We start from the raw sequence: 26,063 nt of genomic DNA on the forward strand, positions 1-26,063 counted from the left end.
GTCTGGTCGGCCGGCTCGGGGAAGAGCACGGCGGCGGTGCACGGGGTGGTCGGGGCGGGCATGAGGTCTCCTTTGCCGTTGAGGGGAGGTTCCCCTATCTCTTGGCGCGGCAGAGACCGGAACCGGCAAAGAATCTTGGAAGCGCCCGAGTTCGGGGTCTGAGGAAAATCGGTGTCAGATCGTGCGCTAAGCCTCCGTCGGCGCTGGTGGGCGGTCGGCGGGGCGTCCGCATAGGCGCGTCTGAAGTCGTCCCCTGCTCGCGAGCAACCGGCCTTGGGGAGGATCGGCTCGGTGGGTAGCGGTTGGGTGTGCAGTTTGCTGAACACCTTCGGGTCGTGATCAGCGTTTGATGCGCCCTCGGATGGCGAGGACGGCGAGGGCGAGGAGCGCGGGTTCGAGGAGGCGGGAAGTCATCTCGATGTAGGTGCCGGTGGTAGTGAGGTCCTGGCCGCTGGAGCGGAAGACCACGGAGTTGAGCGTGACGCCCAGGGCCTTGTCGAAGCGTTTGCCGGTGAACCTGTCCCCGGTGGGGTTCTTCACCTCCTGCTTGTCGATGGTGAAGGTGACGGTGCCGCCGCCCGCCGGGACGGTGCCGGTGGCTTCCTGTTTCGGGGACGACATCGGCAGACCGAAGGCCATCAGCAGCACGATGGTGGCGACCATGGCGGCGGCGAGCCAGCCCAGGGCGCGGCCGGCGCGCAGGCCGTAGCCGGAGAGCAGCCAGTAGGCCCACAGCAGGCGGCGTTCGGCCTTCGGAGTGCCGGTGCGGTCGTGGCGGCGCATTTCGCACTCGCCGTAGTAGAAGTCGGCGGCGCCGGGTTCGTTCTTGCCGTCCTCGAACGCCTTGCGGAGCTGCCGGTACAGGGCGGCGACGTCGTCGGGGTCCGGGGTCCGGGCGGAGTCGGGGTGGTGCAGGCCGGTACGCCACTGGCCGGGCTCGGGTGCGGTGTCCGCGGGTATGGGGGGCTGTCCGGCGGTCTGAGCCCGCCAATGCTGCTCCTCGGCCAGCGTGCGTCGGCGGGTCCAGCGGACAGGGAATGTGCCTTTGCGGTGCCAGCCGGTGGGGGTGAAAGCGAGGGTGGTGCGGCCCTCCAGCCGGAGCTGGTCGAGGTGGAAGGCCCCGGAGAACAGGCAGTCGGACAGGTCGGTGTCGGTCAGGACCAGATGCGCGGCGTCCACGCCCTGCACCGACACCACCCGCACTACCCCGACCCCTGACAGCGTGCTCTCGTCCAGGGTCGCGCCGCCTCTCGTGGTGAAGGGGCTGGGGTGGGCGGTGACGGCGATAGGCGCCTCCAGCACCGCATGCCCGAGATCCACTGAAGCATGGCGAACGCGGACGGTGGCGGTCGACTGCCACCGAGTCCGCGCACACCGCACCTGCCTCGCTGCGACCTCCAGCGTGACCGGCGCCCCGAACACCGCCCCCGACAAATCCACCGTCCCCACGCATACCGCCGGCCCCCACCACGAAGCCAGCAAGAACTGCGCCCCGTGGAACCGGGCGTCGCGGGAAAATTGCACCCCGTCGAACCGGGCGTCGCCGGAAAACTGCACCCCGCCGAACCCGGCATCGCCCGAAAAATGCACTCCGCCGAACCCGGCATCGCCGGAAAACAGCGCCCTGTCGAACCGGGCCGCGCCGGAAAATTGCACCCCCTCCAACCTGGCCGCGCCGGAGAACTTCGCCTCGTCGAACCGAGCCTGGTCGGAAAATTGCGCCTCGCTGAACCAAGCGTCGTCGGAGAACTGCGCCCCGTCGAACCAGGCGTCGCCGGAAAACTGCACCCCGCCGAAATCGGCATCGCCGGAAAACTGCGCGCCGTTGAACCTGGCACCGCCGGAAAACTGCGCCGAACCAAACCGGGCATCGCCAGAGAACTGCACCTCGCCGAACCAGGCGTCGCCGGAGAAATGCGCCCCGTCGAACCCGGCACCGCCGGGGAACTGGGCCCCGATGAACCGGGCAGTCCCAAGGTGGGGGTGTGTGGTGGTGGGGTCGCGGACGGCATTCAGGAGGCGGTTGAGGAGGTCTTCGGTGAAGGGGGTGCCACGGTGGTCGATGTCGGCGCCGGGGACCAGGCCAGCCAGGTAGGTGTCGCGGTCGGTGCCGGTCAGGTGAGCGAGGCAGGTGGTATGGCCCGGGACATGGATGCCGCGGCAGCCGACGGGATCGAGGGGGTGGGCGCCGTGGGCGCAGTACGGCCAGGACGGTGCGGGCGGGCGCGTGCTCATGGGCTGACGGCTCCAGGAAGGAAGAGTGCCGGGTTGCTGCCCGGGTGGGTAGCAGCGGGGCGGGACAGAGGCGCGAGGTCAGTCGCGCCCGAACGGGTTGCGTTGCGGATGCACCCGGGTCGGCAATAGATGCGCCGCCTCAGCAGCCTTCCGCACCAACATCCCCTCGGCCCGCGCCGCAATCGGCGCCCAGGTTGGACGACTGATAGACACCACCTGCTTGTCGGATACCCAGCGCCCCTCATAAGCGCCGCCTGGCCGTGCGGCGCTCGCGGGCGTGCGGGCTGTTCAGGGAAGGTCGGGCAGGGCGTCGATCGCGGCCTTCCAGGGGTAGGCGTCGAGGTCGCCTTGCCTGGGTGGGTGGGGTACGAATCCGTCCTCGCCGAGGAGTACGGTCACGCCGGCGGCGCGGAGGTCTTCGACGTGGCGGGAGACCGCGGGGTGGGCGCCTTGGGCGCGGTTCCAGTGGGGCAGGGCCACGATCGGCAGTCCGAGTCCTATCCCTTCGGTCATCAGGCCGAGGGCGAGTGTGTCGGAGATGGCGCCGGCCCATTTGCTCAGGGTGTTGCTGGTGAGCGGGGCGATGAGGAGGGCGTCCGCGGCCGGCAGGACGTCGTCCTGTGACGGCAGTTTGTACTGGTGGCGGACGGGGTGGCCGGTCAGCGTCTCCAGCTTCTCGATCTCGCCGTCGGCGTCCTCGGACGCCCACCGGTAGGCGGAGGGGGTGAGGATGGCGCAGACGTCCCATCCGGCCTTCTGGGCGGCGCGGATGGGGATGTGGAGACGGCGGGCGGGCGGGGCGGCGCAGGCGATGAGGTACAGGGTGCTGGTCACTCGGGCAGTCCACAGCGAACGGCCAGCGCACGCAACCGTCCCTCGGCTGCGGGGCCGACGCCGAGCAGCTGGAGGTTCTCGATGGTGGTCCGGGTCCGGGGCCGGCACTGCACTTCCTCCGGCGCGAGCCGCTCGGCCGCGAGGAGTGTGTCGACGGCCTCTGCCCGGCGGCCGGCCTGGAGTTCGCCGAGGGCGCGGTCGGCGAGCATGTGTGCGCGCCGTTCGCGGGGCAGGCTGTCGAGGGCGTCGGCGGGGATGCCGGCGGCGGCTGCGATGGCGTCGGCGCCTTCGCTGAGCTGGACGTGGGCGGCCACCCGGTAGCAGGAGACGTTGGTCGGACCGAAAGCGGTCCAGAGCCGGTTGGAGTCGGCGCCGAGGCGGTGTGCGTGCTCGTCGGCCTGGTCGAGGAGTTCGGGGACTTGGCGGGCGTGGGCGGCCGGGGTGCGGTCGTCGGCTTCGGAGGCGGCCGCGGCTGCCATCGCGGCCTTGAGGTAGAGCATGCCGAGGACGGACAGGCCGTCCGGCCCGCCCGCCAGCAGGTCGTTCTGGAGGCGTTCGGCTGCGGCCAGGACGAAGCGGGCGGCGTCGGCGGGCTGCCCGTGGTGGGTCATCGCGTCGCCGAGGTGCCGGGCCGCGGACGCCATGATCACGGGATCCTCGCTGCGTTCCGCGGCGGTGACGGCGCGGTGCCCGGCGATGAGGGCCAGCTCCGGGTCGCCCCACTTGATCGCGGCCGCCTCGGCAAGCTCCAGGCTCAGGGAGAGGAGCGCGTACGCCGTGAGCCGGTCGTCGCCGCGGTAGTGCCGGGTGGCCCGGGTGGTGTCGACCAGCAGGGCCGGGATCGCGGCGCCGAGCTGCGCGAAGTGGCCGGCCTGGAAGCCGTTGCGGGCGTGGCTGAGGGAGCGGCGCAGTTGCTCAACGGGCAGGGGGGCGGTGTCGTCGCAGGCGCCGGTCAGGATGTCGTGGCGGTGCAGGACGCGGCGTACGGCATCGATCTCGGTGTCGCCGACGCATTCGGTGTCGATGACGTCGGCGAGCAGCCGCTCCAGGCTGATGCCAAGCCGGAGCGCGATGAGCCGCATCACCGACAGCTGCGGGTCCGCCTGCCGGCGCCCTCCCTCCAGCTCCTCGACCCAGCGGACGGATCTGCCCATGAGGGCGGCGAACTCCGGGCGGGTCAGGTTGCGGCGGGTGCGCCAGTAGTGGACACGGGCACCGAATGAGGAGGACGTCACGGGGCTTCTCCGGGTACGGAGCACAACCCACACACATCGTGTGGTCTCACTCCGGTATAGCGCCCCTACCGTGCCGCCATGGCCAACTCCCAGAACTCGTTCAGCCCTTCGTGGGCTTCACTGCTCCCCCTCGACAATGAGACGTACGCCCGGCTGATCACGGCCCGCAGGCAGGAGGCCCGGCTCGTGCCGTGCGGGGCCGGCCGGGATGCCGTCGTGATCGCCCCGCTGCGCCGCGGCCTCGCCGCGCTCGACGCGATGCAGCTGCCGGTGGAGGCCGGTTACTCGGTGCTCGGCAACTGGTTCCGGCAGGAGCTCACCGTGGTGGTGGAGGAGGGCTGGACCCACCTGTGGGAGGGGGTGCCGGGTGTTCAGGTGCTTTCGGTCGGTCACTGGCTGCTCGTGCCGGTCGACCCGGACGGCGGCACCCTGGCGGCCTCGTGGCTGAGCCGCCCCGAGACGATCACCCCGCGGCTGTGGCGGGAGGCGCCTGAAGGCCCGTCCCTGGCGGGGGTGTCGGCCCGGGTGGACCCGCGGGAGCTGCGGGAGGCGCTGTCGGCGGTGGACCAGGGGTGCCGGGTGGCGGTGGCGCCGTGATGTCCTCCGTGCTGCACGATCCCGAGGGCCTGCTCGGCGCGGTAATGCCGCTGGACCGGGAGCCGTACGTGTCCCTCGTGCACGCGGTACTCGCGCTACCGGAGACGGCCGACCTGCCCCAGGGCGACTGCGACCAGATCACGCTCCAGCTGACCGGGCACGGCCGCGCCGTCGCCGACGACGTCCGGCAACGCTGCGCCCGGCTCCCGCAGGATGCGCAGGCCCGGATGCTGGCCGCGGTCGTGCTCGACGAGGCGGAGCGTCGGCTCTCGGCGCCACGACTGGGCACGGTGCGGTGCGTCCAGCAGCGCGCCCGGATGGTCCGCGCCCTGTACGAGCGGCTGGACCGGCTCGACAGCATGAGGCTCACATCCCCGCCGACCAGGCTTCACAAGGGCGAGGCCACTCGGCCGGTGGGCCAATCCCGCCCTCCGGTGCCTTGACCACAGCCGCTCGCAGGAGGAGCGTCGCGCAAGTACCCGCAACAGGCTTGGCGTTGGAGGGAATCGTGGACCTACAGTTCTTCGGTATGGACCCGGACACACCCAACGGCGGATCTCCCACCGTGTGGGTGGAGGGCGACACGGCCGAGATCGTCGTACAGGGCTGGCTCCCGGACGCGGAGATGCACTCGAAGATCAGCGGGACCGAGTGGGTGGAGGGCCACCCCACCGGCGTGCCGGACCACGAGGGCGTGGTGCGGATCCCGGCCCGGATGATCCCGATCCTGAGGAAGGCGTGCGATGCAGCAGAACGTGCCGGACTTCACCGCCCTGCTGAGGAGCGCTGAGCGCTCGGCCGTCCATCTGGAGATGCGCGACTCCTACATGGACGACCCGCTGTTCGCAGCCTGGCGCGAAGGCCGGGAGGTCGGCCTGCCGCAGGAGTACCTGCAGTGGCGGGAGCTGGTGAAGGAGACCGTCGGCCGCGGCGTGCTGCTGCGCCGGGCCCGGATCGTGTCCGAGCCGGTGACCGACTACATCCGGTGGGAGCACTCCCTGACCACCCCGCACAACATCGCCGCCGGCGAGTCCGTCCGCTGGCTTCCGCGCCGGATCGCCTCCGACCTCTGCCTCCCGGGCAACGACCTGTGGCTGATCGACGGGGAGCGGGTCCTCTTCCACTGGTTCACCGGGGACGGGCACTGGGCCGGCCACGAGTTCAACGAGGACCCCGCCACCGTGAAGATGGTCGCCGCCGCCTTCGAGGCCGTGTGGGACCGTGCCATCCCGCACGAGCAGTACACCGTCTGAGCCCCGCCGCCCGCACCAGGACACCGCATGTCCTCGTCCCCGTCGTCCAGCGTCGTAGAAGCCCGGAAGGCCCTCGCCTGTCGGTTGACCGTCCTTCGGAAGGACGCCGGGATCACCGCGCACGAGCTGTCGGTCCGGTGCGGGTGGCACCCCGCCAAGACCAGCCGCATCCAGAGCGGGAAGCAGGCGCCTTCCGAGCCGGACATCCGCGCCTGGTGTGCCGCCTGCGGAGCGGACGGCCAGACGCCGGAACTGATCGCGGCCGCCCGGGCCGTCGAGTCGATGTACACCCAGTGGCGGCAGATGGAACGCAACGGGCTCCGCGCCGCCCAGGAGTCCGTGCTCGCCCTCTACGAGCGCACCCACCTCTTCCGCGTCTACGCGAGCCGCGTCCTGCCCGGCATGGTGCAGACCCGCGAGTACACCGCCGCGGTCCTGCGCTCCATCCAGCGGGAGCGGGTCGTGATCGATGACGTGGACGAGGCGGTCGCCGCCCGGATGGAGCGCCAGCAGATGCTGTTCTCCGGGCGGCAGCGGTTCGGCCTCCTCATCGAGGAGTACGCGTTGCGGGCCGCTGTCTGCGACCGCGACACCATGGCCGGCCAGCTCGGTCACCTCATCGCCGTCAGCGCCCGCCCCTTCGTGAGCCTGGGCATCATCCCCACCGGCTGCGACCGCCCCCATCTCCCCGTCGAGGACTTCTACCTGTTCGACGAGGCGGAGGTGGCGGTCGAGCTGACATCGGGGTACCTGCGCGTCACCCAGCCCCACGAGATCGCCGACTACGTGCGCACCTTCACGAACCTGTCCGCCACGGCCGTACGCGGAGCCGCGGCCCGGTCCCTCATCACGGCCGCCATCGACGCCCTCGGGTGACTGCGCGCAAGATGGCGCAAGTTCGTTGAGGCCGGCTTCCGGTCTTTCCTACGGTGGTCCTGCACCCCGGAGCGGCCACCTGCTTCGGAAGTGATCCCCGCGCGACGGGCCGCCGGGCAGACCTCCGCCCGGCCCAGGCGGACAGCACCACCTCATGCACCACTCGAAGATGATCGAGAGGAGCACGACATGACCGAGATGCTGACCAGGCCGGCCGAGCCGGCCTCCGGCCAGTACCGCAACCCCCGCGACTTCGTGAAGCCCGAGGTGTGGGACCGCGAGATCACTCTGCTGATGCGCGACCATCCCTTCGACGAGGTCATGGCGACCCGGCTGTTCCACGCCGCCGTCTCCTACCTCGTCACGGCCATGGAGAAGTGGGACGAGCCGGTCCCGCTGGAGATGTGCTGTGGCCGGATCGTGGACATCGCCGTGCACGTGTTCATCCTCGACACCAAGAACTACCGCGAGTTCTGCGCCGAACACTTCGACGGCCGGTTCCTGGAGCACATCCCCGAGATCGCGTTCAAGTACGACGGCTCCGTGGAGCGCACCGCGCAGATCATCCACGACAACGGGTTCGAGGTGGACTGGAAGCTGTGGGAGGCCGACTACGCCAAGTGCGGCCCCTGCCACCCCGGCGCCAAGTGCCACTGACCCGTAAGACCCGAACACCCCGCCGGAGGTGCAATCATGCGCCTCCGGCTTTTTGTGCCCATATGTGTGAGTTTCCGCCTTTCACCCTTGCCCCGGGACTCCCGCCGGTAGCGTCTCGCGCACCGGAACCGAGAACCTCCCGAGGAGCCTCATGTCCAGCGCCCCCACCACCCCCGCCGAGTACTGGGACAAGTACCGCCCCCACCGCGGCCAGGAGCCCCAGCAGCGCCCGGCGGCCGACCGCTTCGACTGGACCGGCCTGCCCGACAACGGTCCCGGCGCCGAACTCCTCGGCTCCCCCAAGACCGCCCTCGACCTCGGCCCGGCCGAGGGCGAGAACGCCGCCTTCCTCGCCCGCTCCGGGGTGGAGGTCACCGCCGTGGACTTCTCCCCGATCCAGGTCGAACGCGCCCGCCTCTTCTGGGCCGACCTGCCGGGCCTCGACTTCGTCCACGCCGAGGCCTGCGCCTTCCTCGACCAGGACCTGCGGCTGTGGGACGCCGTCTACTCGACGTGGGGCGCCGTCTGGTTCACCGACCCCGACGAACTGTTCCCCCGCATCGCCCGCCGCCTGGCCCCCGGCGGCATCTTCGCCTTCTCCCACCGCGAGCCCGTCGCCTGCCAGTACGGCGCCCAGCAGATGGGCGGCGCCTGGCTCGAAGGCCGCGAGAACGAGCTCACCGTCCTGCGCTGGCAGCACACCCCCGAACAGTGGACCGACCTCCTCAAGCGCCACGGCTTCACCGACATCCACGCCCAGGTCATCCCGGCCCCTGAGGCAGCCCTCGGCACCTTGCTGATCACCACCACGGTCGGCTGACGACGGGCCGAGGAGCTGCTGCTGAACGCGAAGGCTGCCGACGGTACTGAGGGGAACGTGACGACCTCGACTGGCACTGTGCGGCAGTTCGCGACCGAACTGGGTGCTCTGTGTGAGCAGAAGCCCAGTGAGGAGCTGATGGCGGTCGTAGCCGACGAGCTGTTCACACTGAACGAGGACTTCTACACCCTCTGAGTACCAGGGCAGGGCCCCCCGGTGAGCCGCGCCCAAGGGAATTCGCTGCCACCCGGCTCCAGACCCCATCAGCGTCCTATCCAGCAGGCTCGGCCTCGGGCCTGGTGCCCAGAGCTGTCCGTGTCGCGTCGGTGACCGCACGCCGCGCGTTTCCAACTTCGTTCTGTGCCCTGTGACGCACTGCTTGCACCCCGGGGCGACGATGCGCATCGGAAAGGAGCACCTCACGAACCTCTTGGAGGCCAGCCGCGTCCAGAGCGGCGATGGCCGGTACGTACGCGGCGGGCGGGTCGCCGAACAGTGGTTCCCACGAGGGTGGAGTCTCGACACGGCGGATTTGGAGCAGTTCTTGTGCGGCCCGGCGGGCGTTCTGATCACCGGCCCGGACGAGGGCCTCCAGGGCGGCGTGGGCGCGGCCAGTCCGGCATTCCCGCTGTGCGGCCCGGTCCAGTTGGCGCAGCTTTTTACTCAGGACCTGAAGGGTTGGGCGCATGTCCTCTGGGACGGCCAGGTCGGCCTCGGCAGCCACTAGCCTGAATGTCCGACGGGCGTTCCTTGCTGTCTCCCGGTCCTCATTCCGGTAGTCGCCACTCATCAGATCCGCGTATTCGTCTGCGGCTCGCAGGTAGGCGGGCATCACAGTCCAGACTCGTTCCCGTACGGCCTGGACGTGCACGACGTTTGCGGCGGTTTCAGCAGCGTCCCGGGCAGCCTGGGCCTGAGCACGGCCGCCGCGGGCCTGAAGCCACGATCCGAGAACGGTCCCGCCTACGGTGCCGGCCACACCGACAACGCCTATCAGCGCAGTAGTGATCTGCGAATCCATCAGCCGTCTCTCCTTGGCTGGTTCCCGGTCGGGTCCTGCTCAACGGCCAGCAGGGCGCGTGCCATGGCGTACTCGCTGACGGACCGCTGGGCGCACGGTTGCACCGGCGTACGTCCAGCTCGCCCACCGTCGAACGGATGACGGGCCGGGCCTCTCAAGACTTCAAGATCATCCCTTGCCCCTTGACCCATCTCTCTCACACCCTAATGGGGATCAACGGTCGCTAGAGGCGAGCAGACTGGTGACTTCGGCGAGGACGGCCGCGCCGGGCTTGATGTACTTCCGGGCGCCGCTAACGGGCTTGTGCCCCGACTTCGCCATGAACAGCGGCAGGGAGACGCACTGCTCGACGAGGTGAGTCAGGCCGAAGTGGCGGAACTCGTGCGGCCCCATCCGGTGCCGTCCTCGCCGCCGACGCAGGTGTGGCGGTCCAGCAACGCGCGCAGCTGGCCGTACTCCCCGGTACTGCCAGATGCTGCGGCATCGCCGTAGGTGCGGAAAACGATCGGAGATCCTCTGGTCCGCCTGCCACCATCAAGGCCCGATGGAACTTCGACCGCAGGGATGGGCATGGCCAACTTCCGCTTCGAACAGCATGACTACACGCTCAACGTCAGTCCGGCCCGTACCGCTGTCAGCCTGCAGCCCGGTTGGGGCGTCCATCGCCTCAGCCTGCACTTCGAAGTGAAGGCGATCGGGAGCTTTGGGAAGAAGGACCCCCATACGTTCGCGGGAGAACTCCAGATCTTCGACCTTCCGGGCACACCCACGTGGATCGGTGACCTTACCTGCCTGTGGCCTCTTGGCCTCGAAGAGTTCGGGACCAGCCTGCAGCTGAGCACGTCCATCACCGAGCAGCAGCTCCGCGGCCTGGAGAAGGCCCGCGCGGGCGCCGACCTGACCCTGCACGTGAACATGAAGGCCACCCGCGACGCCGAAGCCGATGCATGGCCTGCGGCACAGGGCCAAGAGCGCCTGGTTGTTCCTCATGCAGAGTGGTCAAGGGCGCTCTCCAGCGTGGACACCAGCGCCTACGTGGACGTCCTCGTACCCATAACCGACGTCGAGGGCCGGTCCACTGCTGCTCGTCGTATCCGCGAAGCCCAGGAAGCAATCCGAAACGGCCAGTTCGAACAGGCCGTGACGCTGTCCCGCGGGGCGCTCGATGCTGTTCGTGAAGCCAACAAGACGCTCCAGGTCTACAACAGCGCCAAGGATAAAAACCCCCGCGCCCGGAACCAGGCCGAGCGGTGGGCCATGCTCACCCAGGCCGCCTATGACCTCTGCAGCGGTGCCCCTCATGATGACGCCTGGACCACGGAACTGTTCACGTGGACGCGAGCAGACGCCGTGGCAGCGGTAGCCACCGCGGCGGGACTCCTCGCCCGTTTGGAGGACCTCGCCTAATCCTCATGCTGGACTCGGCCACCACCGAGAGTGTGGCGGCCGAGAGCCCCTGTTGGACCCGCTGGGTCCAACAGGGGTTGTGTTCGCTTCAGCGCGCGTCTCCGTCGATCCGGCGCAGCCCTTGAAGCGAAGGTGAACGAGGCCTACGCCGATGCCTGAGGACCGCGCGCTACCGGCGCCGCAGTAACGGCAACCTGCGGCGTCGGCGCGACGGCCCTCTGCGGAGATCGGGACGCTCCGGGCGTTGGAGGTCTCGTTGAAGGCGTTGGCGAACTCGCGCAGCACCCACACCACGGAGTTGCCCAGCATGGTGGCCGCCTCTTCGAGGGCGTCGGCCGCGAACTTGGAGATCTTGCCGGCCGCCCAGTCCCCGACGTCCTTCGTCAGCGGGTAGTCCTCTTCACCCTTCCTGAGTCAGAACTCGAAGGGCTTCTTCTCCTTCATCACGCAGTCCGTGACGAAGGCGTTCAGCTTCGGGTAGTTGTCGTGGCTCTTGTCCGCCGCCTCCCGCCAGCGCTTGAGCTGCCCCTCCGCGAACCGCTGGGCGTCCTCGTCGTCCCTGGAGCCCTCACCCACACAGACGGTGTGGCCCGCCGGGTAGTCCTCGCAGTCCTCCGGCATACGGCAGTTGGCGCGGATCTTCGGATCCGGGGAGCCGAGGTCGCAGTACTCGCCGGTGACCTTGTGGATGCCGACCATGTCCAGGCCGGCGAACTCAGGCGGATAGGGCTCCGGGGGCTTGGCCCCTGCAAGTGCCGCCGAGGTCCCGGAGGCCACGACGATCAGTAACGCGGCGAGCAGGGTGACGAGCCGGGCGAGCAACCTACCCATGGGACACCTTCCGCCAGCCGAGCTGGAAGGAGTCCTTGCTGTCAGGGGAGTACGGGACCAAGAGCACCGACTTCCGCGTGTACTTCTCCTCCTCGGTGACCTTCCAGTCCCCGTCCTCCCACTTGAGGATCAGGTTCGTGGTCTGGTCCTTGAGGGGGTCGTCGTCGGCGCCCTCGCCCCGGACGACGCCGTACCGGTCGTAGTGCAGCCACACGTCGAGGATCTCCCCGGTCTCGTCGAGGCTGCGGGCATAGACGGCCTCGACGCTCGTGGTGAACGTGATGCCGTCGGGGCTTCCCCCCGCCGGCGGCAGCCCGGCGGTCTCCCGAATCTTGCGGACCTTCGAGACCGCGCGGTCGACCGTCCCGGGCGAGTCCTTGGACGTGATGGCCTTCCACTGCCGACTCGCGAGTGCGCCGTCCAGGAAGCTCAGGTCCTGCCAGTAGCTGACCGCGGCGGAGAGGGCGCCGAGGGAGGAATGCTCGAACCCGCGCCCGATGCCCTCGGTGTGCACTGTCGGCTTCAGTACGGAGACACGGCGGGCCGTCTCCGGGGTGAAGTTCCTGCCCGGCCCGGCCCCCGGCGTGCCGGGGGCACTCGCGGCAGGCGTCGCCTCCCCGTCCGCAGCCGCCGCCGGGCCGTCGTCCTCGGCGAGGCTGACCACACCGACGGCGACGGCAGCGCCGATCGCCAGGCCCGCGACACCGACCCCGATCAGCCGCATGCGGGCCCGCCAGGCCTTGCGCTCGTAGTCCACGGCTCAGGCCTGGGTCATGTTGTAGAAGGCCGTTACGAGCGCGGCGGTGACGCCGATGCCGCCCCCGGAGATCAGGCTCCACACAATGGCCTGCTTCCCGCGGGAGGCGAGCGCTGCGCGCTCCGTGTTGTGCCCGACAGCCACGCAGGCCCAGCCGGACAGGCCGCGCAGGGTCGCCAGGGCAAGGCCGCCGCCTGCCGTCCAGCCCAGAATCTGCTCGGTGGCGTCCTTCAGCGGGCCGGGGACGGTGGGGGTGAACTCCGGCACGGGGTTGGCGTCAGCGGCGAACATGTTGGCGGCTTCGAGCAGAGCGCTCATGCGGGCACCTCTTCTTCGGCTAAGGCGGTACGGGCAGGTAAGACGGCAGGAGGGGGGCCGGGCACCGGCGGCGCCGCGGCGGGAGCGGGCGCTGCGGGCAGCGGGTCCCCCCAGCTCCGGTGGGCGGAGGACAGTACGGCTCGGCCGAGGTCCTCGACGGCGTCGCGGAGTTTGCGCGAGGCGAGCAGGTGCGCCTCGGCGAGGCCGCCGGCGCGGATGCGGGGCTCGTACGGCACGATCACCACCTGAGCGACCTGGGACTGGAGCATGGTGGCGGCCGCACGGACGACAGCCGGTACGCGTCCCTCGCCGGTCTCGGTGAGGGCGACCACCATGCGCTGGAGCGGGAGGCCTTCGGCGCTCGCGGTGCGCACAGCAATCTGGAGGGCGCTGACGCCGGGTCCGGTCGCCGGCACGGCGAGAACGGGCACCGAGCAGGGCAGGGAGCACCAGCCGGCCGTCAGGCACGCGACGCGGTGGCTGCGGGCGCTGACGATGTCGTGCGCCATCGGGTGGGCGGTGTCGCCGATCACCACCTGCCATCCTCCGGCCGCCGCCAGCTGGTACCAGGCGGCCGGCTCGGCGGGCAGGTGCAGGGGCGCACTGCTCCACTCCTGGTGGTCGGTCAGCACCTGCCAGTCCCCGTCCGGTCCCGAACAACGCGACGCGGCCGCGCGTACGTCGGACGGAGTCATCCGGCGGTCCGGCGGCACGGAGGCGACTCCGGCGCCCGGGTCAGCAGCCCAAGCGGGCCAGTGCGAGACCAGCCAGGGGGCGGTGTCCAGCACGACGGTCGTCCCGGTGGTGCACAGGTACGAAGCAATGAGGCCGACGATGGTCGAGCGGCCCGTACCTCCGCCGGCACCGAGCACCGGTACCACCAGCCGAGCCTGAGGCGGCAGCGCGAAGCCTAAATGCGCCCTCTTAGCCAAGACTTCCCCGCATTGCAAAAGTAATCAGACCATCAGGTCGCCGATGCGACACGTGCCCCCGCAGTCTATTCACGGGATGACGTGACACCAGTGGCACCTGAGAGGCCGTTGACGCGTCAATTCACTTCCCAGTCAACCAAGTTGGCGCGATTCACGCCATGCTGCCGCCCTTTCATCCCATCTGCTGCGAATTGACCGGCAGTACCAACCAGCTTCCGCAGCAAGGCCTTTGGGGTTGTAAATGTCGTGTGGCAGGGTGACGATCACAGCACGGAGGCGACGCCGGCATCGGACCAGACCATTCCGATGGTCGTCCGAGAGGACTGCGCACGGCCCAGGATCGGTGGCGGGGGGATTCTGTGAGAGCCAAGCGGGGGATCGTCGTCCTCGGTGCCGCACTCGCGGCGAGCCCGCTCGCCCTGGGCGTCGGCCTGGTACTTCTCCTCACGACATCCAAGGACGGCGGCGACAACGACCTGGGCGACTACATCAACAGCTCCGGATCGCTGAGGGTCGGGAAGGGCTTCGTGCCCGCGAAGTACGCCGGGCTCATCGAGGGCGCCGCCGCAGCATACGACGAGAACCTGCCCGCGGGGATCCTTGCCGCGCAGATCGAAGCGGAGAGCGGCTTCGACCCGGACGCCGTCTCCTACGAGGACCCGGAGACCAAGAAGCGGCCGATCGCGTTCGGCATCGCGCAGTTCATTCCCGACACGTGGGAGCCGGAGGGAATCGACGGCGACGGCGACCGCAACATCTGGGATCCGATGGACGCCATCCCCTCCCAGGGCAGCATGGTGTGCAAGCTGCTCAAGACCGCGAAGAAGCACCCGCACTACGACGGCTCCCCCATCGAGCTCGCACTCGCCGGGTACAACGCCGGCTGGGGTGCCGTGGAGCGCTACAAAGGCGTGCATCCGGAACGCTTCGCCGAAGGCCAGACGTACTGGTACGTCCAAAGATCATCAACCGTCAGGACGACCTGACCGCCCCGGACACCAGCGGCGACCCGGAGATGTCCGGCGACTGGACGAAGCCGGTGAACGCCCGCATCGGCACCGACTGCCACGTGCCGGGCGGCATGTGGGAGAGCGGCTACCACACCGGCATCGACTTCTCCGTCTCCACGGGCACGGCGGTCCACGCCATCGGACCCGCCACCGTGCATGCCGGGTTCAAGCTTCGATGAGACGAAAGGGGCGGTCGTCAAACTTCGGTGAGACCGTTCAAGGTCCGATGAGACAGGGCTGCGCCCTCCCGACATGGCGCCAAGTGGGGCCACGCCGCCGACCTTTTACCGCGGTAAAGGTTCCGAGGGGAGCCGGAGGACGGCGGGGACCTTTTACCGCGGTAAAGGTTCGGCGCGGGAGCGGGCGGGCGGCAGGCATGCCCCTGTCCCGTCCCAGGTAGGTCTGGGCAGCACTGCGCCCTGACATGCGGTGCCCAGGGCTGAGTGAGACAAGTCGTTGATCGGAGTCCCACCCAGCCCTGGGCAGCTTGCCGTTCATCCACGGATCCTGGCCAGAAGTCACAGCCGGGGCGGCCACGCTGTGCTGGTTGGAGCGGTGCGGGAAGTCGTGTTGCGTTTCTGTGCTTGAGAGCGGAGCTGGTGCAGGGTGAGGTGCATGCTGCTCCTTCCTCCTACTGGAGCTCCACGACGTCTGCGACCACGCAGCTGACGTTGTCGGGACCACCGATCCCGTTGGCGAGCGCGATGAGCTTGCGGACCGCCTGCTCGGGATCGCTGGCCTCGGAGAGAACCCGGCGGATCTCTTCGGTCTGCACGACGGTGGACAGACCGTCGGAGCAGAGCAGGTAACGGTCTTCCTGATGGGCGTCGTGAAGACGCATGTCGGGGGTGGCGTCGGCTCCTCGGCCCAGGGCTCGTATCAGCAGGGACCGCTGGGGGTGGGAGGCAGCTTCTTCCGGGCTGAGGCGTCCTTCGTCGACCATCGACTGCACCATGGTGTGGTCGTGTGTGATCTGGAACAGCTCTCCGTCACGCAGGAGGTAGACGCGGGAGTCGCCGATGTGGACCAGAGCCAGCTGCGAGCCGGTCCAGAGCATTGCGGTGAGCGTCGTGCCGGCCTCTTCGGGTGACGAGCTGGTCCCGGTGACGCCGTGCACGGCCTGCTTGGCCTGTTCGACGGCCTCTTCGAGGACGTTGAGGAGATTGCCCGCCGGGATGCTGTCGGATTCGAGGCGCTTGAGCGCGTCGACAGCGGCGGCGCTCGCTGGGGCTCCTCCGCTGCCGTAGCCGTCGGCGATGGCAAGCAGGCGGGACCCGGCGTAGGCGGTGTCCTGGTTGCTCTCACGGACAAGGCCTGTGTCGGAAAGGGCGGCGTAAAGGATGCCCAGGGGCTTGGCAGTCGGGGACAAGGCAGGGTCCTTCCAGGACAGATGGTCAATGAGGAAGGTGGCCAGGTCCCGCCGTGCGGCGGTGTCAGCCTCGACCTGCGCCCAGAACGCGCGGACCTCCTGGGCCGCCGACACTGCATCCAGCGCGCAGACGTGCTGGATGCGGGCCAGGGGCATCCCCAGGCGCCGGAGCCAGGCGACCAGTCGGGCCTGGTCCAGTTGTTCCGGTCCGTAGAGGCGGTAGCCGGTCACCAGGTCGACGCGAGCGGGGGTCAGTAGGCCCAGCTCGTCGTAAAGACGCAGCGCCTTCGGCGACAGCCGGGACGCCTTCGCGAACGCCCCGATGGTCAGCAACCCCATGCTCGTTCCTCCTCATGCCGAGCACATTGCCCGGCCCCACTGATGCTGCGCCTTCCCCCAAGGTGAAGGTCAACTCCTGGCCTTCCTCCCCAGGCCACGAGCCGGATTTCCCGCTCCGAGCTCTGGGCGATCGTGCTGCAGGGCTTCGCCGATGCGCATGGCGGTTCGTCTGAGTTCGGTGAGAAACCAGAGCCCGGGCCGTGGTCCGGAGCGCTCGTTCCTGTGGCAGTCGTCGGTTGAATTCCGCTTTGAACCAAGGACAAGGAGGCCGCGCGATACGGCGTGTTGCCACATCCCCGACCGCCAGAGGTGAGTAAGGCACCCCCATGAGCGCTCCATATGACCCTGAGGACAGGGAAAGGGTAGTAGCCAAGTTGCCGGCCGCCCTCCGTCAGGAACTCAAAGTCCGGGCAGCCCAGCTGGGAATCGACATCAAGGACGCGGTGACCGAAGGCGTCCAGGCATGGCGCGAGGATGCCTCCGCAGCCGTGCCCGTGGACACGTCTGGGGCGAGCTCGTTCTCGACGTACCTGCCCACAGGGCTGTACGCGAGCTTGGAGGAGGACTGCAAGGCCCGGGACGTGGCCTACAACCAGGGCCTCGCACGCTCGATCCGCCTCTGGCTCGACACGCACCCCGTCTCCGGACGCCGCAGCCCGGAAGCCCAGCGCGCCCGCAGGTTCGTCGTCTGCAACCAGAAGGGCGGCGTCGGCAAGAGCGTCATCGCCAGCGGGGTCGCCCAGGCGCTCGCGGAGACGGGAACACGTGTCTGCGTCATCGACTTCGACCCTCAAGGTCACCTGACCCGGTACCTCGGCCAGGACATGGTCTGCATCAAGGACCCCAGCCTCGCCAAGCACATGCTCGGCGAGACCAGCGGCCGGATCCGCGACCTGCTCCTGCCCATCGAGCACGGTGCGCTCGCCGGCCGGCTCTTCCTGCTGCCCTCCTGCAAGGACGCCTTCCTCCTCGACGCACGCCTGGCCACCACGCGCCACGTGCGCACCAAGGAGACGGCGCTGGAGAAGGCCCTGGAGGACCTGGAGAAGGAGTTCGACTACATCGTCGTCGACTGCCCGCCCAGCCTGGGGTACAGCATGGACACGGCTCTCTACATACTCCAGGACCCGTGAGGGCGAGGCTCCCCGCTCCTCCGGCGTCATCGTGCCGGTCCAGTCCGAGGACACGTCGGCCGACGCCTACGACATGCTCATCGAGCAGATCGAGGACCTCGTCGACGACCTCGACATCGAGGTCACCCAGCTCGGGTTCGTCGTCAACCTGTACGACAGCCGCAAGGGCTACGTCGTCACCAGCTCCCTGGAGAGCTGGAAGTCCTTCGAGGACCCGCCGGTGCTCACCGTCATCCCCGACCTCAAGGAGCAGCGCGAAGCGGTCCGGCTGAAGGAGTCGCTGCTGCACTACTCCCCCGACTGCGAGCAGTCCGAGTGCATGCGTGAGATCGCACGGAAGGTTGCGGCATGAGCAAGAGCGACCTCCTGGGCACGGGATCGGCGTTCGCCACCGCCAGGCGCTCCGGCGGCCGCAGCGAGCGCGGCCGCGCCAAGGCCATCGCCCAGGGAGACCTCCCCGCGTACGAACTCGTCCGCATCGCCCTTGACCGTGTGTCCCCGACGCCGCTGAACCCTCGTCGGAACTTCGGCAGCGACGAGGAGATGGCCCGCTTCGGCGAGGAGCTCCGCGAAGCCCAGCTCGCCGCCTGCGTGGCGGTCTCCCGCTCGGCGTACCTCGCACTGTGGCCGGAGCACGAGACCGGCGTGGGCGACGCCGAGTACGTCCTGATCAACGGAGAGCGCCGGTACCGGTGTGCCCTGGCGGTCGGCCTCGAAGCTCTGGACTTCGTCGTACGCGACGACCTCGCCGGCACGCGCGAGGACTTCTTCGACCACCTCCTCTCGGAGAACCTCGACCGCGAGGACTTCAACGTCATCGAGCGGGCCCGGGGCGTCGCGCAGTTGGTCGACTTCTGCGCGGAGGAGCGCCTGCACGGCGCCAAATCGCGGGCAGCGGAGCGCATGGGCAAGAGCCCTGGCTGGGTGACTCAGCAGCTGGCACTCCTGGAGCTGCCCGAAGCGATCCAGCGGCTGCTCATCACGGGCGAGCTTCCGGAGAGGGACGGGCGCTTCCTGACGCGTGCGGCGAAGGACAACCCGGCTCTGGCCCCTGAGGAGCTCATCGGCCTGCTGCAGCAGAGCAAGGCCGAAGAGGCACGGAAGAAGCAGCAGGAGCGCGAGATCCTCGCCGCCCACACGGCGGAAGGATCGGAGCCGCCGGCCGGACCTTTTACCGCGGTAAAGGTTCCGGCGGTCTCCCAGACGTCCGAGTCCGCTGCAGCACCGGCTTCAAGCGAGCCCGCTGACCACCTTGAACAGCCTGGCGCCTCGGGGGAACGCAGCCTGCCGACCCAGGATGCTGCCGTTGCTGTCGACGTGCCGGAACCGAGGATGCCTTCGCTGCCGGCGGGCACGCCCGATCCGGAGACTGCCTACGCCGAGGACGCCGCGCCGTCCGATGACAACCAGCACTCGCCGTACATGGTGGACGTGCGAAAGATGCCGAGGGTGCCCTGGCATGACGGCAAGGCCGTTGCGCAGCTGGTGCTCCAGAAGATGCCGGACCACCAGCGCACGGTGCTCCTGGAAGTCCTGCTCGAAGCACACGGGACGGACTGATGTGGATCTTTGTTGAAAAACGGCCGCTGTCGCTCTTCGCCTCACTTTGTTGCTGATTGAACGGTGTGGGGAGGGTGGGGATCGGAGAGCGTGCGTGGGCCCCGCCGACCTGACGGTCGGCGGGGCCCCTGATTGTGGACCTCAGCTGTTGGTCAATTGATCAGCCCGCACTTCGAACTCGACTCGCCCCTCGAGTGATTCGAGGCCCCAGGGGCTGACGGAGATCTTCACCGTGTCCGAGGTGTCCGTGGTGTCGTCGGAGGTCAGGATGTCGCAGAGGATGACGACCTCGACGGGATAGTGGGCGTCGGGGGACAGGTCGTCCCTCTCGGTGAAGACGGGCCACTTGTCAATGAAGGCCCACTGCTGGTTGTGGGCGTCGGTGAAGCGGACTTCGACCAAACCGGGCTGGGGTTCGTCATCGACCCATCGGACCGCTTCGCAACGCAGGAGGACCATGGGCGGACTCTGCCATCACGGGCCTGCAGTCGGCAGCCGGATTTCTCGGCTGCCGACCGGATGGTGCTTTTGCGGAGCCAGCGAAACGGGACGACAGCGGCAAGGCAGGTGAGAACCGACGGCCGAGCAAATCCTCTCGCGAGCAGGGCAGCGATGGTGACGGGCTGCTGGCAACGGACGTTGTTGCGGGTCGCGATCGGTCGCAGATAGTCCCGCTCCCGAGGCTGTCGAGAAGTAGCTCGTGGGGTCGGCTTGGGGGCCGACGGCAGTTCAGGCAGCGACAGAAGCGGAGACGAAGCCACTCGGGCACCCCACTGTGAGCAAGGCATGGGCCGATATGGGCTGCAAGACCGCCGTCGTCGAGCATGGCGCCACCCTCGGCATCGACGTTGAGATCGTCCAACGCGACCCCACGGGCGCGGGATTCGTGATCCAGCCCCGCCGCTGGGTCGTCGAGCGAACCTTCGGCTGGTTGATGAACCACCGCCGCCTGGCCCGAGACTACGAAGCCCTCCCCGCCCGCTCCAAAGCCGTGATTCACGTCGCGATGATCAACCTCATGACCCGCCGACTGAACGCCGAAACCACCCCGACCTGGCGCGGAACCTGAGCCACAAATCAGGGATGAAACGCCCGGTCAGGATCGGGTGCCCGGGGCAAGCGGTTTCCAGTCGCGTGCGATCAGGTCGATCACCCGTCCGCTGTCGGTCTCGGCCCGGATTCACGCGTGGGCTTCGCCTCGCCCCGGTCTGACGGGGCCTCCTCCCACCTCGCCCAGTCCCGAGCTGCGTCTGGCACTCCGTCAAAACAGCAGGTCAGGGACCAGTTTGGAGAGGAAATGAACGCAGCACACACATTGTGTTCCTGTCTTCGGAGGTAAGCTAAGTCCCGTCTTTCACCGCGTAGTTCCCGGAGGGCCGTGGACTTCAGCCATGGCCCGGCTTTCCAGGTTCGACACGGCGAAAGGGCAAGAAGACATGGGTAGTACCGGTAACGGTGACGGTGACCAGCTCGACCCTGAGAGGGAAGGCCGGCCCGCCGCGCCCGCCCGGGACTCTCATGATGCGTGGTCGCTCGCGATCAACCTCTTCGGAGTGTTGTTCGGGGACGACGTCTCGGACTGGATCCTCAGCGCCGGACACAAGTTGCTGGACAACGTCATCAGCAGCCTGTAACGCACTCTGCCCCCTGGTGCGCCAACACAAGAGGGCAGGGAATCATGGGACGAGTCCCAGATTGATGTGCAACGGCACGGCCCCTTCCTCTTGCGACGGAGTGGGGCCGTTGTCGTGCTTGCGGACAACTATAACTATCACCGACCACGCGCCCAATGTGTACACCACGTCCATATGCTGTTTGCGCGGGTTACAGCCCCGGTGCTGGCCACTGAGGCCTGTTCCGACGGCACCGATCTCGTGGTGTGGGTGCCCGCCGCCGAGGTGCAGCAGATCGTCACCCTGTACGCCCGGACCGCCCGCCTTGTCCGGGCGCCCGGCGCCGACGGCGCCGACCCGGAGGCGGATGCGCACGCGTTCCTGGCCTGGGCGGCGACGACCTCCCGCTCCTGGCTGGTCGTACTGAACGACGTAACGGACCCCGACGGGGTCGGGCCGTGGTGGCCGGCCGGGCCGAACGGCTGGGTCCTCGCCACCAGCCGCTTCCACGACGCCCGCATGACCGGCGGCAACCGCACGCGCATCGACGTCGACCTGTACACCCCCGACGAGGCCGTCGCGTACCTGGAGACCCGGCTCGCCGGCGAAGCCGCCACCCATCTCCTCGAAGGCCGGGCCGCCGAACTCGCCCACGCCCTCGGCCGGCTCCCCCTCGCCCTCGCGCACGCCGCCGCGTGCCTCATCAACGAGGACCTGACCGCCGGCGAGTACCTGCAACGCCTCGAAGACAGCGGGCAGCTGCTCGAACAACTGCTGCCCGGCTGGGCCGACACCGAGCAGTACGGCCGCGGGGCGGCGGCCGCCCTGCTCCTCTCGCTCGACGCCGCCCACCACACCGAACCCGCCGGTCTCGCCGAACCCGTACTCCGGATCGCCGCCCTCCTCGACCCCGCCGGCCACCCCGGCACGCTGTGGCAGACGCCGACGCTGCTGGGGCACCTGTCGGAGGCGGCGGGGAGGGAAGTGGCCTGGTCGGAGTCGCGTTCGGCGTTGCGCGTGCTGCACCGCTACCACCTGCTCGCCTACGACTCCCGTACGCCCTGCCAGCAGATCCGCATCCACGCCCTCACCGCCCGCGCCACCCGCGAAACGACCCCCGTGACAGAGCAGCCCGGCCTTGTCACGACTGCTGCCGACGCGCTGCTGAAATCCTGGCCGGACCCGGAACAGCACCACCGGGAACTCGCAGCGACGCTCCGTGCCAACACGGACGCACTCCATCTCAACGGCGGACGGCACCTGTGGAACGGCGCGGCGCACCCGCTGCTGTTCCGCTCCGCGATCAGCCTGCACCACGCCGGTCTCTACCGGACGGCGCACGACCAGTGGCACGAGATCATCCGGCTCGCCGCGGAGTTCCTCGGTCCTGACCACCCGGACACCCACTACGCCCGGACCAACCTGGCCAACAGCTACAGCCGACTCGGCCGGTACGCAGACGCGCTCGTGCTTCATGAGCAGGCCCTGGACCATGTCACACGGACGCACGGCCCCGACCACCCCGACAACACATGGCGCCCGGAACAACCTCCCACCACATACCGGGATCTCGGCCGCCACCAGGAGGCCGCCGATCTCGCGGAACAAGTCCTGGCCGGCTACGAACGGACGCTGGGCCCCGATCACCCGGACACCTTCCGCGCCCGTGCCAACCTGGCTGTCAGCTACGACAACGTCGGTCGGCACGACGAAGCCCGCGCACTCGGAGAGCAGGCCATGGCCGACGGCGAACGCATCCTCGGCCCACACCACCCGGCCACCTCACGTGCCCGTGACCGTCTCGCCGCCACCTACCTCAGCCTCGGGGCCGGTACGCGCATGCCCAGATCCACTCAGAGCAGGCACTGAGCGCCTTCGAGCGCGTCCTGGGGCACGACCATCCCGAGAGCATCACGGCGCGTGCCCATCTCGCCACCATCCACAGTCGGCAGGGCCGGCACCACGACGCTGCGGTCCTCCTGGAACAGGTCCTGGCCGGCTGCGAAGGCACCCTGGGCCCTGACCATGCCCAAACCGACCGCTCGCGCTCCGAGCTGGCGCTCGTCTACCGACAGCTCGGCCGCCACGACGACGAACTGGCCCTCGTACGGCAACTCCTCGCCCGCTCAGAACGAGTCATGGGCCACGACCACGCCGACACCCTCCACCTCCGCATCGTCATGGCGATGGCCCACAGCCGGGTCGGCCGGAACGACGCGGCCGTTGCGCTGGCGGAACCGGCCCTCGCCGATCACGAACGCGTGCTCGGCGCCGACGCCCAGCAGACCATCACGGCCCGCATGCTCGTCGCGGTCTTGTACGGGAACCTTGACCACCACGCCGAAGCACTCTCGCTCGCCGAACGCACGCTGACTGACAGCGAACGCGTCTGCGGGCCCGACGACCCGGCAACCGAATCCATGCGCACCTTCGTCACGAAGCTCCGCAAACCCGCCGAAGAGACCTGACCGGGCCCGCTGCGGCGGCCGTGCCACGGCTCACGCCTCGGATCCGCACGATCGGACGGCGTACGGGCACGCGCGCCCGCACGCCCTTGAATCCCCGGCCACCTGGCGCGGCCACTGCCGGGTTGATCATCAGCCAAGCAACCTGGAGCCATCACTGCGGCCTCGCCGCCGGCTCGCCTGCCGGGAGCCGTCACCGCAGGCCCGGCCGCCGGCCCACGCTCCCCACCCCTCGCCCTCCCCCGCCCGTCCGCGGGCACGACCGGCACACCCACCCCGACCGCCGCACCGCCGACGGCCGGCGCTGGGACTCGTGACCGGCGGCGCAGCGGATGCGGTGCGGTACGTGGACTCCCCGCCAGCTCCCCTCCAGCAGCTCGGCACCGACCGCGGCGAGCCGTTCCCTGAAGGCGGCCTCGGCCGCGTCGGGGCAACGGCGGGCGCAGACGCGGCAAATCCCCTGCCCCTGCTGAAGGTTGGCCGGGCGCGGGCTGACGAGGTGGCCTGCGGCGCAGCGCACGGCGTGCGGAACTCCGTTGCCACGCCAGTCCGCTTCGAGGAGCTGGGCACCGGCGTCGGCGAGAAGCGCCCGGAAGGCCTTCTCCGCGCGTAACGAGTGGGCGGGCCGGGGTGGTTGCACATGCTCTCCCGGGTCATGGCAGGCCGAAGAGCAACCGTACGCGGGACGCGGTCGGCTACGCACGTACCCACCCGGACGCCCACGACCACTCACGGCCGGCACCCCCGGTCTGACCGGCACCGTCGACCGGGCCGGCACCGTCGACCGCAGACAGACCCCCTCGGTGCAGTTCTTCGGGTCGCAGCGCCCAGGCGATGGCTGCGCCCGGGCCACAGAAGGCAGGATCGAGGTGGAACGTGGTCCGCGTCCCGCAGGCCTCGGCGCCACGAGCTCTTCCCTGGGGCCGACCCTGTCCGTCCCGACGAGCTCCTGGCGATGGCCACGGCCATCCAGCCACACCTCGGCGACCGTACGGGCGCTGAGTGCGGCAGCGGCAGAAGGAGCCCAACGCTGCATGTCGACTACGTCGAACATGTCGAGCAGGGAACCGAGCTGGGATGATACGCGGGCAGGTTCCGGGTTCTGCACGAGTTTGCCGATTCGGGCATCCATCGCAAGTCAGCCATTCGGGCTGAACCGACAAACCTGCGCGAGGCGCGGCCTGTGGTCCTGCCGGCCCGCTCAGGCTCCGGCCGGCATCCCCGGTGGGGGCCGGCGCGCGAGCCGGGTCGATCGCGCCGGCCACTACGGCTCGGTGCGGATCGCCTCGGCCGGGACCTCGAAGACGAACGCCAGGCCGTCCGTCTCGTTGCCCTTCTCGCCGACGCGGGTGAAGCCGAAGCCCTTGATGGTGGCGAGCGAGGCCGCGTTGTCGGAGCCGATGGTGGCGCGTACGGTCCGGACGCCCGGTTCGGCGGCGGCCCTGAGCAGCAGCGATCGCAGCATGGCGCGCGCGTGGCCCTGGCGGCGGAACCGGGGTACGACGCAGTAGCCGACCTCGATCACACCGTCCTCGTCAGGCGGACCGTGGTACCCCGCGTCGCCGATGACCACCCCGTCCGGCTCGGACACGGCGGCCCGGGTGATCCAGGGCGCGGCGGACGGGTCCCGGGTGACCTGGTCGGCCCGGTAGCGGAAGATCGAACGGGCCCGTTCGGAGACGAAGTACTCGTCGAGGGAGACCCCGGCCTCGGCGCTGCCCGCGGCGAGATCACCATCGGCGAGCGCGCGGAGCGCCGTTGCGCTGAGTTCGACGAAGCGGACGTGCTTGGGTACGGAATGAGGTTCGCTGTCCATCGGAGATGATGATCACTCCGGAACGGCCGGCTGTCCACCGCTTTCCGGAGCGTCGGGCGAGACCGGGCGAGACCGGGCAAGGGCGGGCGAGGCCGTGCGAGGGCGTGGCGGACGTACGCGAACCCAGGTGCAGGGAAAGGCCGTTGGCTGCACGGGATCCCGCGGGCGGCGGAGATGACCGTACCCGGCCTCGTTCGGACACTCCGGCAGTCGTGGCACCCGCTCACCCGCCCACCGCCGGTCACTCCGGCCAGTCGAGCGCCGTCATGACCCACGTCTCGGAAGGCGCGTGATCCCGCACCTCGCCGTTGACGCTCCAGGCGCCGTCCCATTCGATCCGCCAGATCTCCCCGTGACGGTTCTCGAATTCCACGAAGCTGCCGGGCGCGCCCTCCAACAGCGGAATTTCCCTCAGCAGGACGTCGTACGTGGTGAATCCGCGGGCATTTCCCTCGCTGCCTCCGAGGGTGCGCGTGTTGTCGTAGCGCATACGGAGGTACGGAACCGGCCGCCGATTCATCACCGGCGTATCCAGCATGCGCCTGCGGGTGACCGCCTCCTCCAGCGTCTCGTCGCCGGCGAACTCGCACCGGTAGGCCGGGAAGACGCCGACCACGGCCTCGTGGAGCTCGTCGTACTCACCGACGTAGTACCCGTGCACGGGCGGGGGAACGGCGACGACGACGTCAAAGCCGTACCCCGGATACGAGAACCCCGGCACGACGTCGAACGGCCGCGGCGCCTCCCCCAGCCCGACCCGACGCTCCCGCGCAAACTCGAGCACCGCCCGCACGAGCCCTGCATCGAAGGAATTCCGCGTATTCAGCTGATAAATCCGATCCCCATCCGCATCCAGAGCCAACGAAAACACAAATATGGGCAGCGGCGACCGCCGCCAAGCCCGCTCCATCCCGGGAAACCGCTCAATCCCCTTGATGGAAGCAACGACCCGCTCCAGCTCGACCACTGCGCCAACCTCTCGATC

The 26,063-nt window shown here is 69.3% G+C and carries 28 protein-coding genes and 2 pseudogenes; 18 read left to right on the forward strand and 12 right to left on the reverse strand.

From position 1 onward, the window contains the following. Positions 1-339: 339 nt before the first annotated feature. The 3 genes from LG634_RS16945 to LG634_RS16955 all read right to left on the reverse strand — a co-directional run bounded on the left by LG634_RS16945 (position 340) and on the right by LG634_RS16955 (position 4,304). A complete protein-coding gene (locus LG634_RS16945) occupies positions 340-2,235 on the reverse strand; it encodes a pentapeptide repeat-containing protein (protein WP_226734668.1) in 1,896 nt (631 codons plus the stop codon). Between the two features lie 288 nt (positions 2,236-2,523). Continuing rightward, positions 2,524-3,069 (reverse strand): flavoprotein, encoded by a 546-nt coding sequence (locus tag LG634_RS16950; protein ID WP_226734669.1) that lies wholly within the window; start codon positions 3,067-3,069, stop codon positions 2,524-2,526. Then, the gene (locus tag LG634_RS16955; RefSeq protein ID WP_226734670.1) at positions 3,066-4,304 is read right to left on the reverse strand and encodes a helix-turn-helix domain-containing protein; all 1,239 of its coding nucleotides are present in this window, start codon (positions 4,302-4,304) and stop codon (positions 3,066-3,068) included. Before LG634_RS16955 ends, LG634_RS16950 begins: the two co-directional genes overlap by 4 nt. A 78-nt stretch (positions 4,305-4,382) precedes the next feature. On the opposite strand from LG634_RS16955, the gene LG634_RS16960 reads away from it, so the two are divergent. The 9 genes from LG634_RS16960 to LG634_RS17000 all read left to right on the forward strand — a co-directional run bounded on the left by LG634_RS16960 (position 4,383) and on the right by LG634_RS17000 (position 9,234). Beyond that, a complete protein-coding gene (locus tag LG634_RS16960; protein WP_226734671.1) occupies positions 4,383-4,901 on the forward strand; it encodes a hypothetical protein in 519 nt (172 codons plus the stop codon). Next, on the forward strand, positions 4,901-5,344 hold the full coding sequence (locus tag LG634_RS16965) for a DUF6415 family natural product biosynthesis protein (protein WP_226734672.1): 444 nt from the start codon (positions 4,901-4,903) through the stop codon (positions 5,342-5,344). The genes LG634_RS16960 and LG634_RS16965 overlap by 1 nt, the downstream gene beginning before the upstream one ends. A 65-nt stretch (positions 5,345-5,409) precedes the next feature. After that, the gene (locus LG634_RS16970; RefSeq protein ID WP_226734673.1) at positions 5,410-5,691 is read left to right on the forward strand and encodes a hypothetical protein; all 282 of its coding nucleotides are present in this window, start codon (positions 5,410-5,412) and stop codon (positions 5,689-5,691) included. Continuing rightward, the gene (locus LG634_RS16975) at positions 5,645-6,154 is read left to right on the forward strand and encodes a DUF6879 family protein (protein ID WP_226734674.1); all 510 of its coding nucleotides are present in this window, start codon (positions 5,645-5,647) and stop codon (positions 6,152-6,154) included. Before LG634_RS16970 ends, LG634_RS16975 begins: the two co-directional genes overlap by 47 nt. 27 nt (positions 6,155-6,181) lie before the next feature. Continuing rightward, positions 6,182-7,030 carry a helix-turn-helix domain-containing protein gene (locus tag LG634_RS16980; RefSeq protein WP_226734675.1) on the forward strand — a complete coding sequence of 283 codons (849 nt, stop codon included), beginning with the start codon at positions 6,182-6,184 and terminating at the stop codon, positions 7,028-7,030. A gap of 189 nt (positions 7,031-7,219) precedes the next feature. Continuing rightward, positions 7,220-7,687: a glycine-rich domain-containing protein gene (locus LG634_RS16985; protein ID WP_226734676.1), complete on the forward strand. Its 468-nt coding sequence runs from the start codon at positions 7,220-7,222 to the stop codon at positions 7,685-7,687. Between the two features lie 151 nt (positions 7,688-7,838). Then, positions 7,839-8,507, forward strand: coding sequence for a class I SAM-dependent methyltransferase (locus LG634_RS16990; RefSeq protein ID WP_226734677.1), 669 nt, complete (start codon positions 7,839-7,841; stop codon positions 8,505-8,507). Positions 8,508-8,564: 57 nt separating this feature from the next. Beyond that, positions 8,565-8,702 carry a hypothetical protein gene (locus LG634_RS16995; protein ID WP_226734678.1) on the forward strand — a complete coding sequence of 46 codons (138 nt, stop codon included), beginning with the start codon at positions 8,565-8,567 and terminating at the stop codon, positions 8,700-8,702. 202 nt (positions 8,703-8,904) lie between these two features. Next, positions 8,905-9,234: a hypothetical protein gene (locus LG634_RS17000; protein WP_226734679.1), complete on the forward strand. Its 330-nt coding sequence runs from the start codon at positions 8,905-8,907 to the stop codon at positions 9,232-9,234. A 507-nt stretch (positions 9,235-9,741) separates the two neighbouring features. Here the strand turns inward: LG634_RS17000 and LG634_RS17005 are convergent. Continuing rightward, positions 9,742-9,921 carry a site-specific integrase gene (locus tag LG634_RS17005; protein WP_226734680.1) on the reverse strand — a complete coding sequence of 60 codons (180 nt, stop codon included), beginning with the start codon at positions 9,919-9,921 and terminating at the stop codon, positions 9,742-9,744. A 177-nt stretch (positions 9,922-10,098) separates the two neighbouring features. On the opposite strand from LG634_RS17005, the gene LG634_RS17010 reads away from it, so the two are divergent. Next, complete coding sequence (locus tag LG634_RS17010) at positions 10,099-10,935, forward strand: hypothetical protein (RefSeq protein ID WP_226734681.1); 837 nt, start codon at positions 10,099-10,101, stop codon at positions 10,933-10,935. 414 nt (positions 10,936-11,349) lie between these two features. Here the strand turns inward: LG634_RS17010 and LG634_RS17015 are convergent, their stop codons facing one another. Genes LG634_RS17015 through LG634_RS17030 form a run of 4 tightly spaced genes read right to left on the reverse strand, consistent with a single transcriptional unit; the run spans position 11,350 to position 13,722 of the window. After that, complete coding sequence (locus LG634_RS17015) at positions 11,350-11,766, reverse strand: hypothetical protein (RefSeq protein ID WP_226734682.1); 417 nt, start codon at positions 11,764-11,766, stop codon at positions 11,350-11,352. Then, positions 11,759-12,523, reverse strand: a complete 765-nt coding sequence (locus LG634_RS17020) for a hypothetical protein (protein ID WP_226734683.1) — start codon at positions 12,521-12,523, stop codon at positions 11,759-11,761. Before LG634_RS17020 ends, LG634_RS17015 begins: the two co-directional genes overlap by 8 nt. Before the next feature lie 3 nt (positions 12,524-12,526). Further along, positions 12,527-12,841, reverse strand: coding sequence for a hypothetical protein (locus tag LG634_RS17025; protein ID WP_226734684.1), 315 nt, complete (start codon positions 12,839-12,841; stop codon positions 12,527-12,529). Then, positions 12,838-13,722 carry a hypothetical protein gene (locus LG634_RS17030; RefSeq protein ID WP_226734685.1) on the reverse strand — a complete coding sequence of 295 codons (885 nt, stop codon included), beginning with the start codon at positions 13,720-13,722 and terminating at the stop codon, positions 12,838-12,840. Before LG634_RS17030 ends, LG634_RS17025 begins: the two co-directional genes overlap by 4 nt. 410 nt (positions 13,723-14,132) lie before the next feature. On the opposite strand from LG634_RS17030, the gene LG634_RS38235 reads away from it, so the two are divergent. After that, positions 14,133-14,759 (forward strand): lytic transglycosylase domain-containing protein, encoded by a 627-nt coding sequence (locus LG634_RS38235; RefSeq protein WP_226734686.1) that lies wholly within the window; start codon positions 14,133-14,135, stop codon positions 14,757-14,759. A 29-nt stretch (positions 14,760-14,788) separates the two neighbouring features. Next, positions 14,789-14,962 carry a M23 family metallopeptidase gene (locus LG634_RS17040; protein WP_226734687.1) on the forward strand — a complete coding sequence of 58 codons (174 nt, stop codon included), beginning with the start codon at positions 14,789-14,791 and terminating at the stop codon, positions 14,960-14,962. Between the two features lie 452 nt (positions 14,963-15,414). Here the strand turns inward: LG634_RS17040 and LG634_RS17045 are convergent, their stop codons facing one another. Next, positions 15,415-16,491 (reverse strand): MerR family transcriptional regulator, encoded by a 1,077-nt coding sequence (locus LG634_RS17045; protein ID WP_226734688.1) that lies wholly within the window; start codon positions 16,489-16,491, stop codon positions 15,415-15,417. A 326-nt stretch (positions 16,492-16,817) separates the two neighbouring features. Here LG634_RS17045 and LG634_RS17050 point away from each other — a divergent pair. Beyond that, positions 16,818-17,976, forward strand: a pseudogene (locus tag LG634_RS17050) (ParA family protein). Continuing rightward, a complete protein-coding gene (locus LG634_RS17055; RefSeq protein ID WP_226734689.1) occupies positions 17,973-19,184 on the forward strand; it encodes a ParB/RepB/Spo0J family partition protein in 1,212 nt (403 codons plus the stop codon). Before LG634_RS17050 ends, LG634_RS17055 begins: the two are co-directional and overlap by 4 nt. Before the next feature lie 141 nt (positions 19,185-19,325). Here LG634_RS17055 and LG634_RS17060 read toward each other — a convergent pair whose 3' ends face one another. Continuing rightward, positions 19,326-19,586: a hypothetical protein gene (locus LG634_RS17060; protein WP_226734690.1), complete on the reverse strand. Its 261-nt coding sequence runs from the start codon at positions 19,584-19,586 to the stop codon at positions 19,326-19,328. 364 nt (positions 19,587-19,950) lie between these two features. On the opposite strand from LG634_RS17060, the pseudogene LG634_RS17065 reads away from it, so the two are divergent. The 4 genes and pseudogenes from LG634_RS17065 to LG634_RS38580 all read left to right on the forward strand — a co-directional run. Further along, positions 19,951-20,253: pseudogene (locus LG634_RS17065) on the forward strand (transposase); the annotation flags it as partial. 367 nt (positions 20,254-20,620) lie between these two features. Then, positions 20,621-20,818 carry a hypothetical protein gene (locus LG634_RS17070; protein WP_226734691.1) on the forward strand — a complete coding sequence of 66 codons (198 nt, stop codon included), beginning with the start codon at positions 20,621-20,623 and terminating at the stop codon, positions 20,816-20,818. 201 nt (positions 20,819-21,019) lie between these two features. Then, the gene (locus LG634_RS17075) at positions 21,020-22,666 is read left to right on the forward strand and encodes a tetratricopeptide repeat protein (protein WP_308072522.1); all 1,647 of its coding nucleotides are present in this window, start codon (positions 21,020-21,022) and stop codon (positions 22,664-22,666) included. Further along, positions 22,645-23,265, forward strand: coding sequence for a tetratricopeptide repeat protein (locus LG634_RS38580; protein ID WP_504967648.1), 621 nt, complete (start codon positions 22,645-22,647; stop codon positions 23,263-23,265). Before LG634_RS17075 ends, LG634_RS38580 begins: the two co-directional genes overlap by 22 nt. 1,261 nt (positions 23,266-24,526) lie before the next feature. Here LG634_RS38580 and LG634_RS17085 read toward each other — a convergent pair. Both LG634_RS17085 and LG634_RS17090 read right to left on the reverse strand, forming a co-directional pair. Continuing rightward, positions 24,527-25,078, reverse strand: coding sequence for a GNAT family N-acetyltransferase (locus LG634_RS17085; RefSeq protein WP_226734692.1), 552 nt, complete (start codon positions 25,076-25,078; stop codon positions 24,527-24,529). Between the two features lie 241 nt (positions 25,079-25,319). Continuing rightward, positions 25,320-26,045: a hypothetical protein gene (locus LG634_RS17090; protein WP_226734693.1), complete on the reverse strand. Its 726-nt coding sequence runs from the start codon at positions 26,043-26,045 to the stop codon at positions 25,320-25,322. Positions 26,046-26,063 lie beyond the last annotated feature (18 nt).

The sequence above is a fragment of the Streptomyces bambusae genome, from assembly GCF_020532645.1.
Lineage (GTDB): Bacteria > Actinomycetota > Actinomycetes > Streptomycetales > Streptomycetaceae > Streptomyces > Streptomyces bambusae.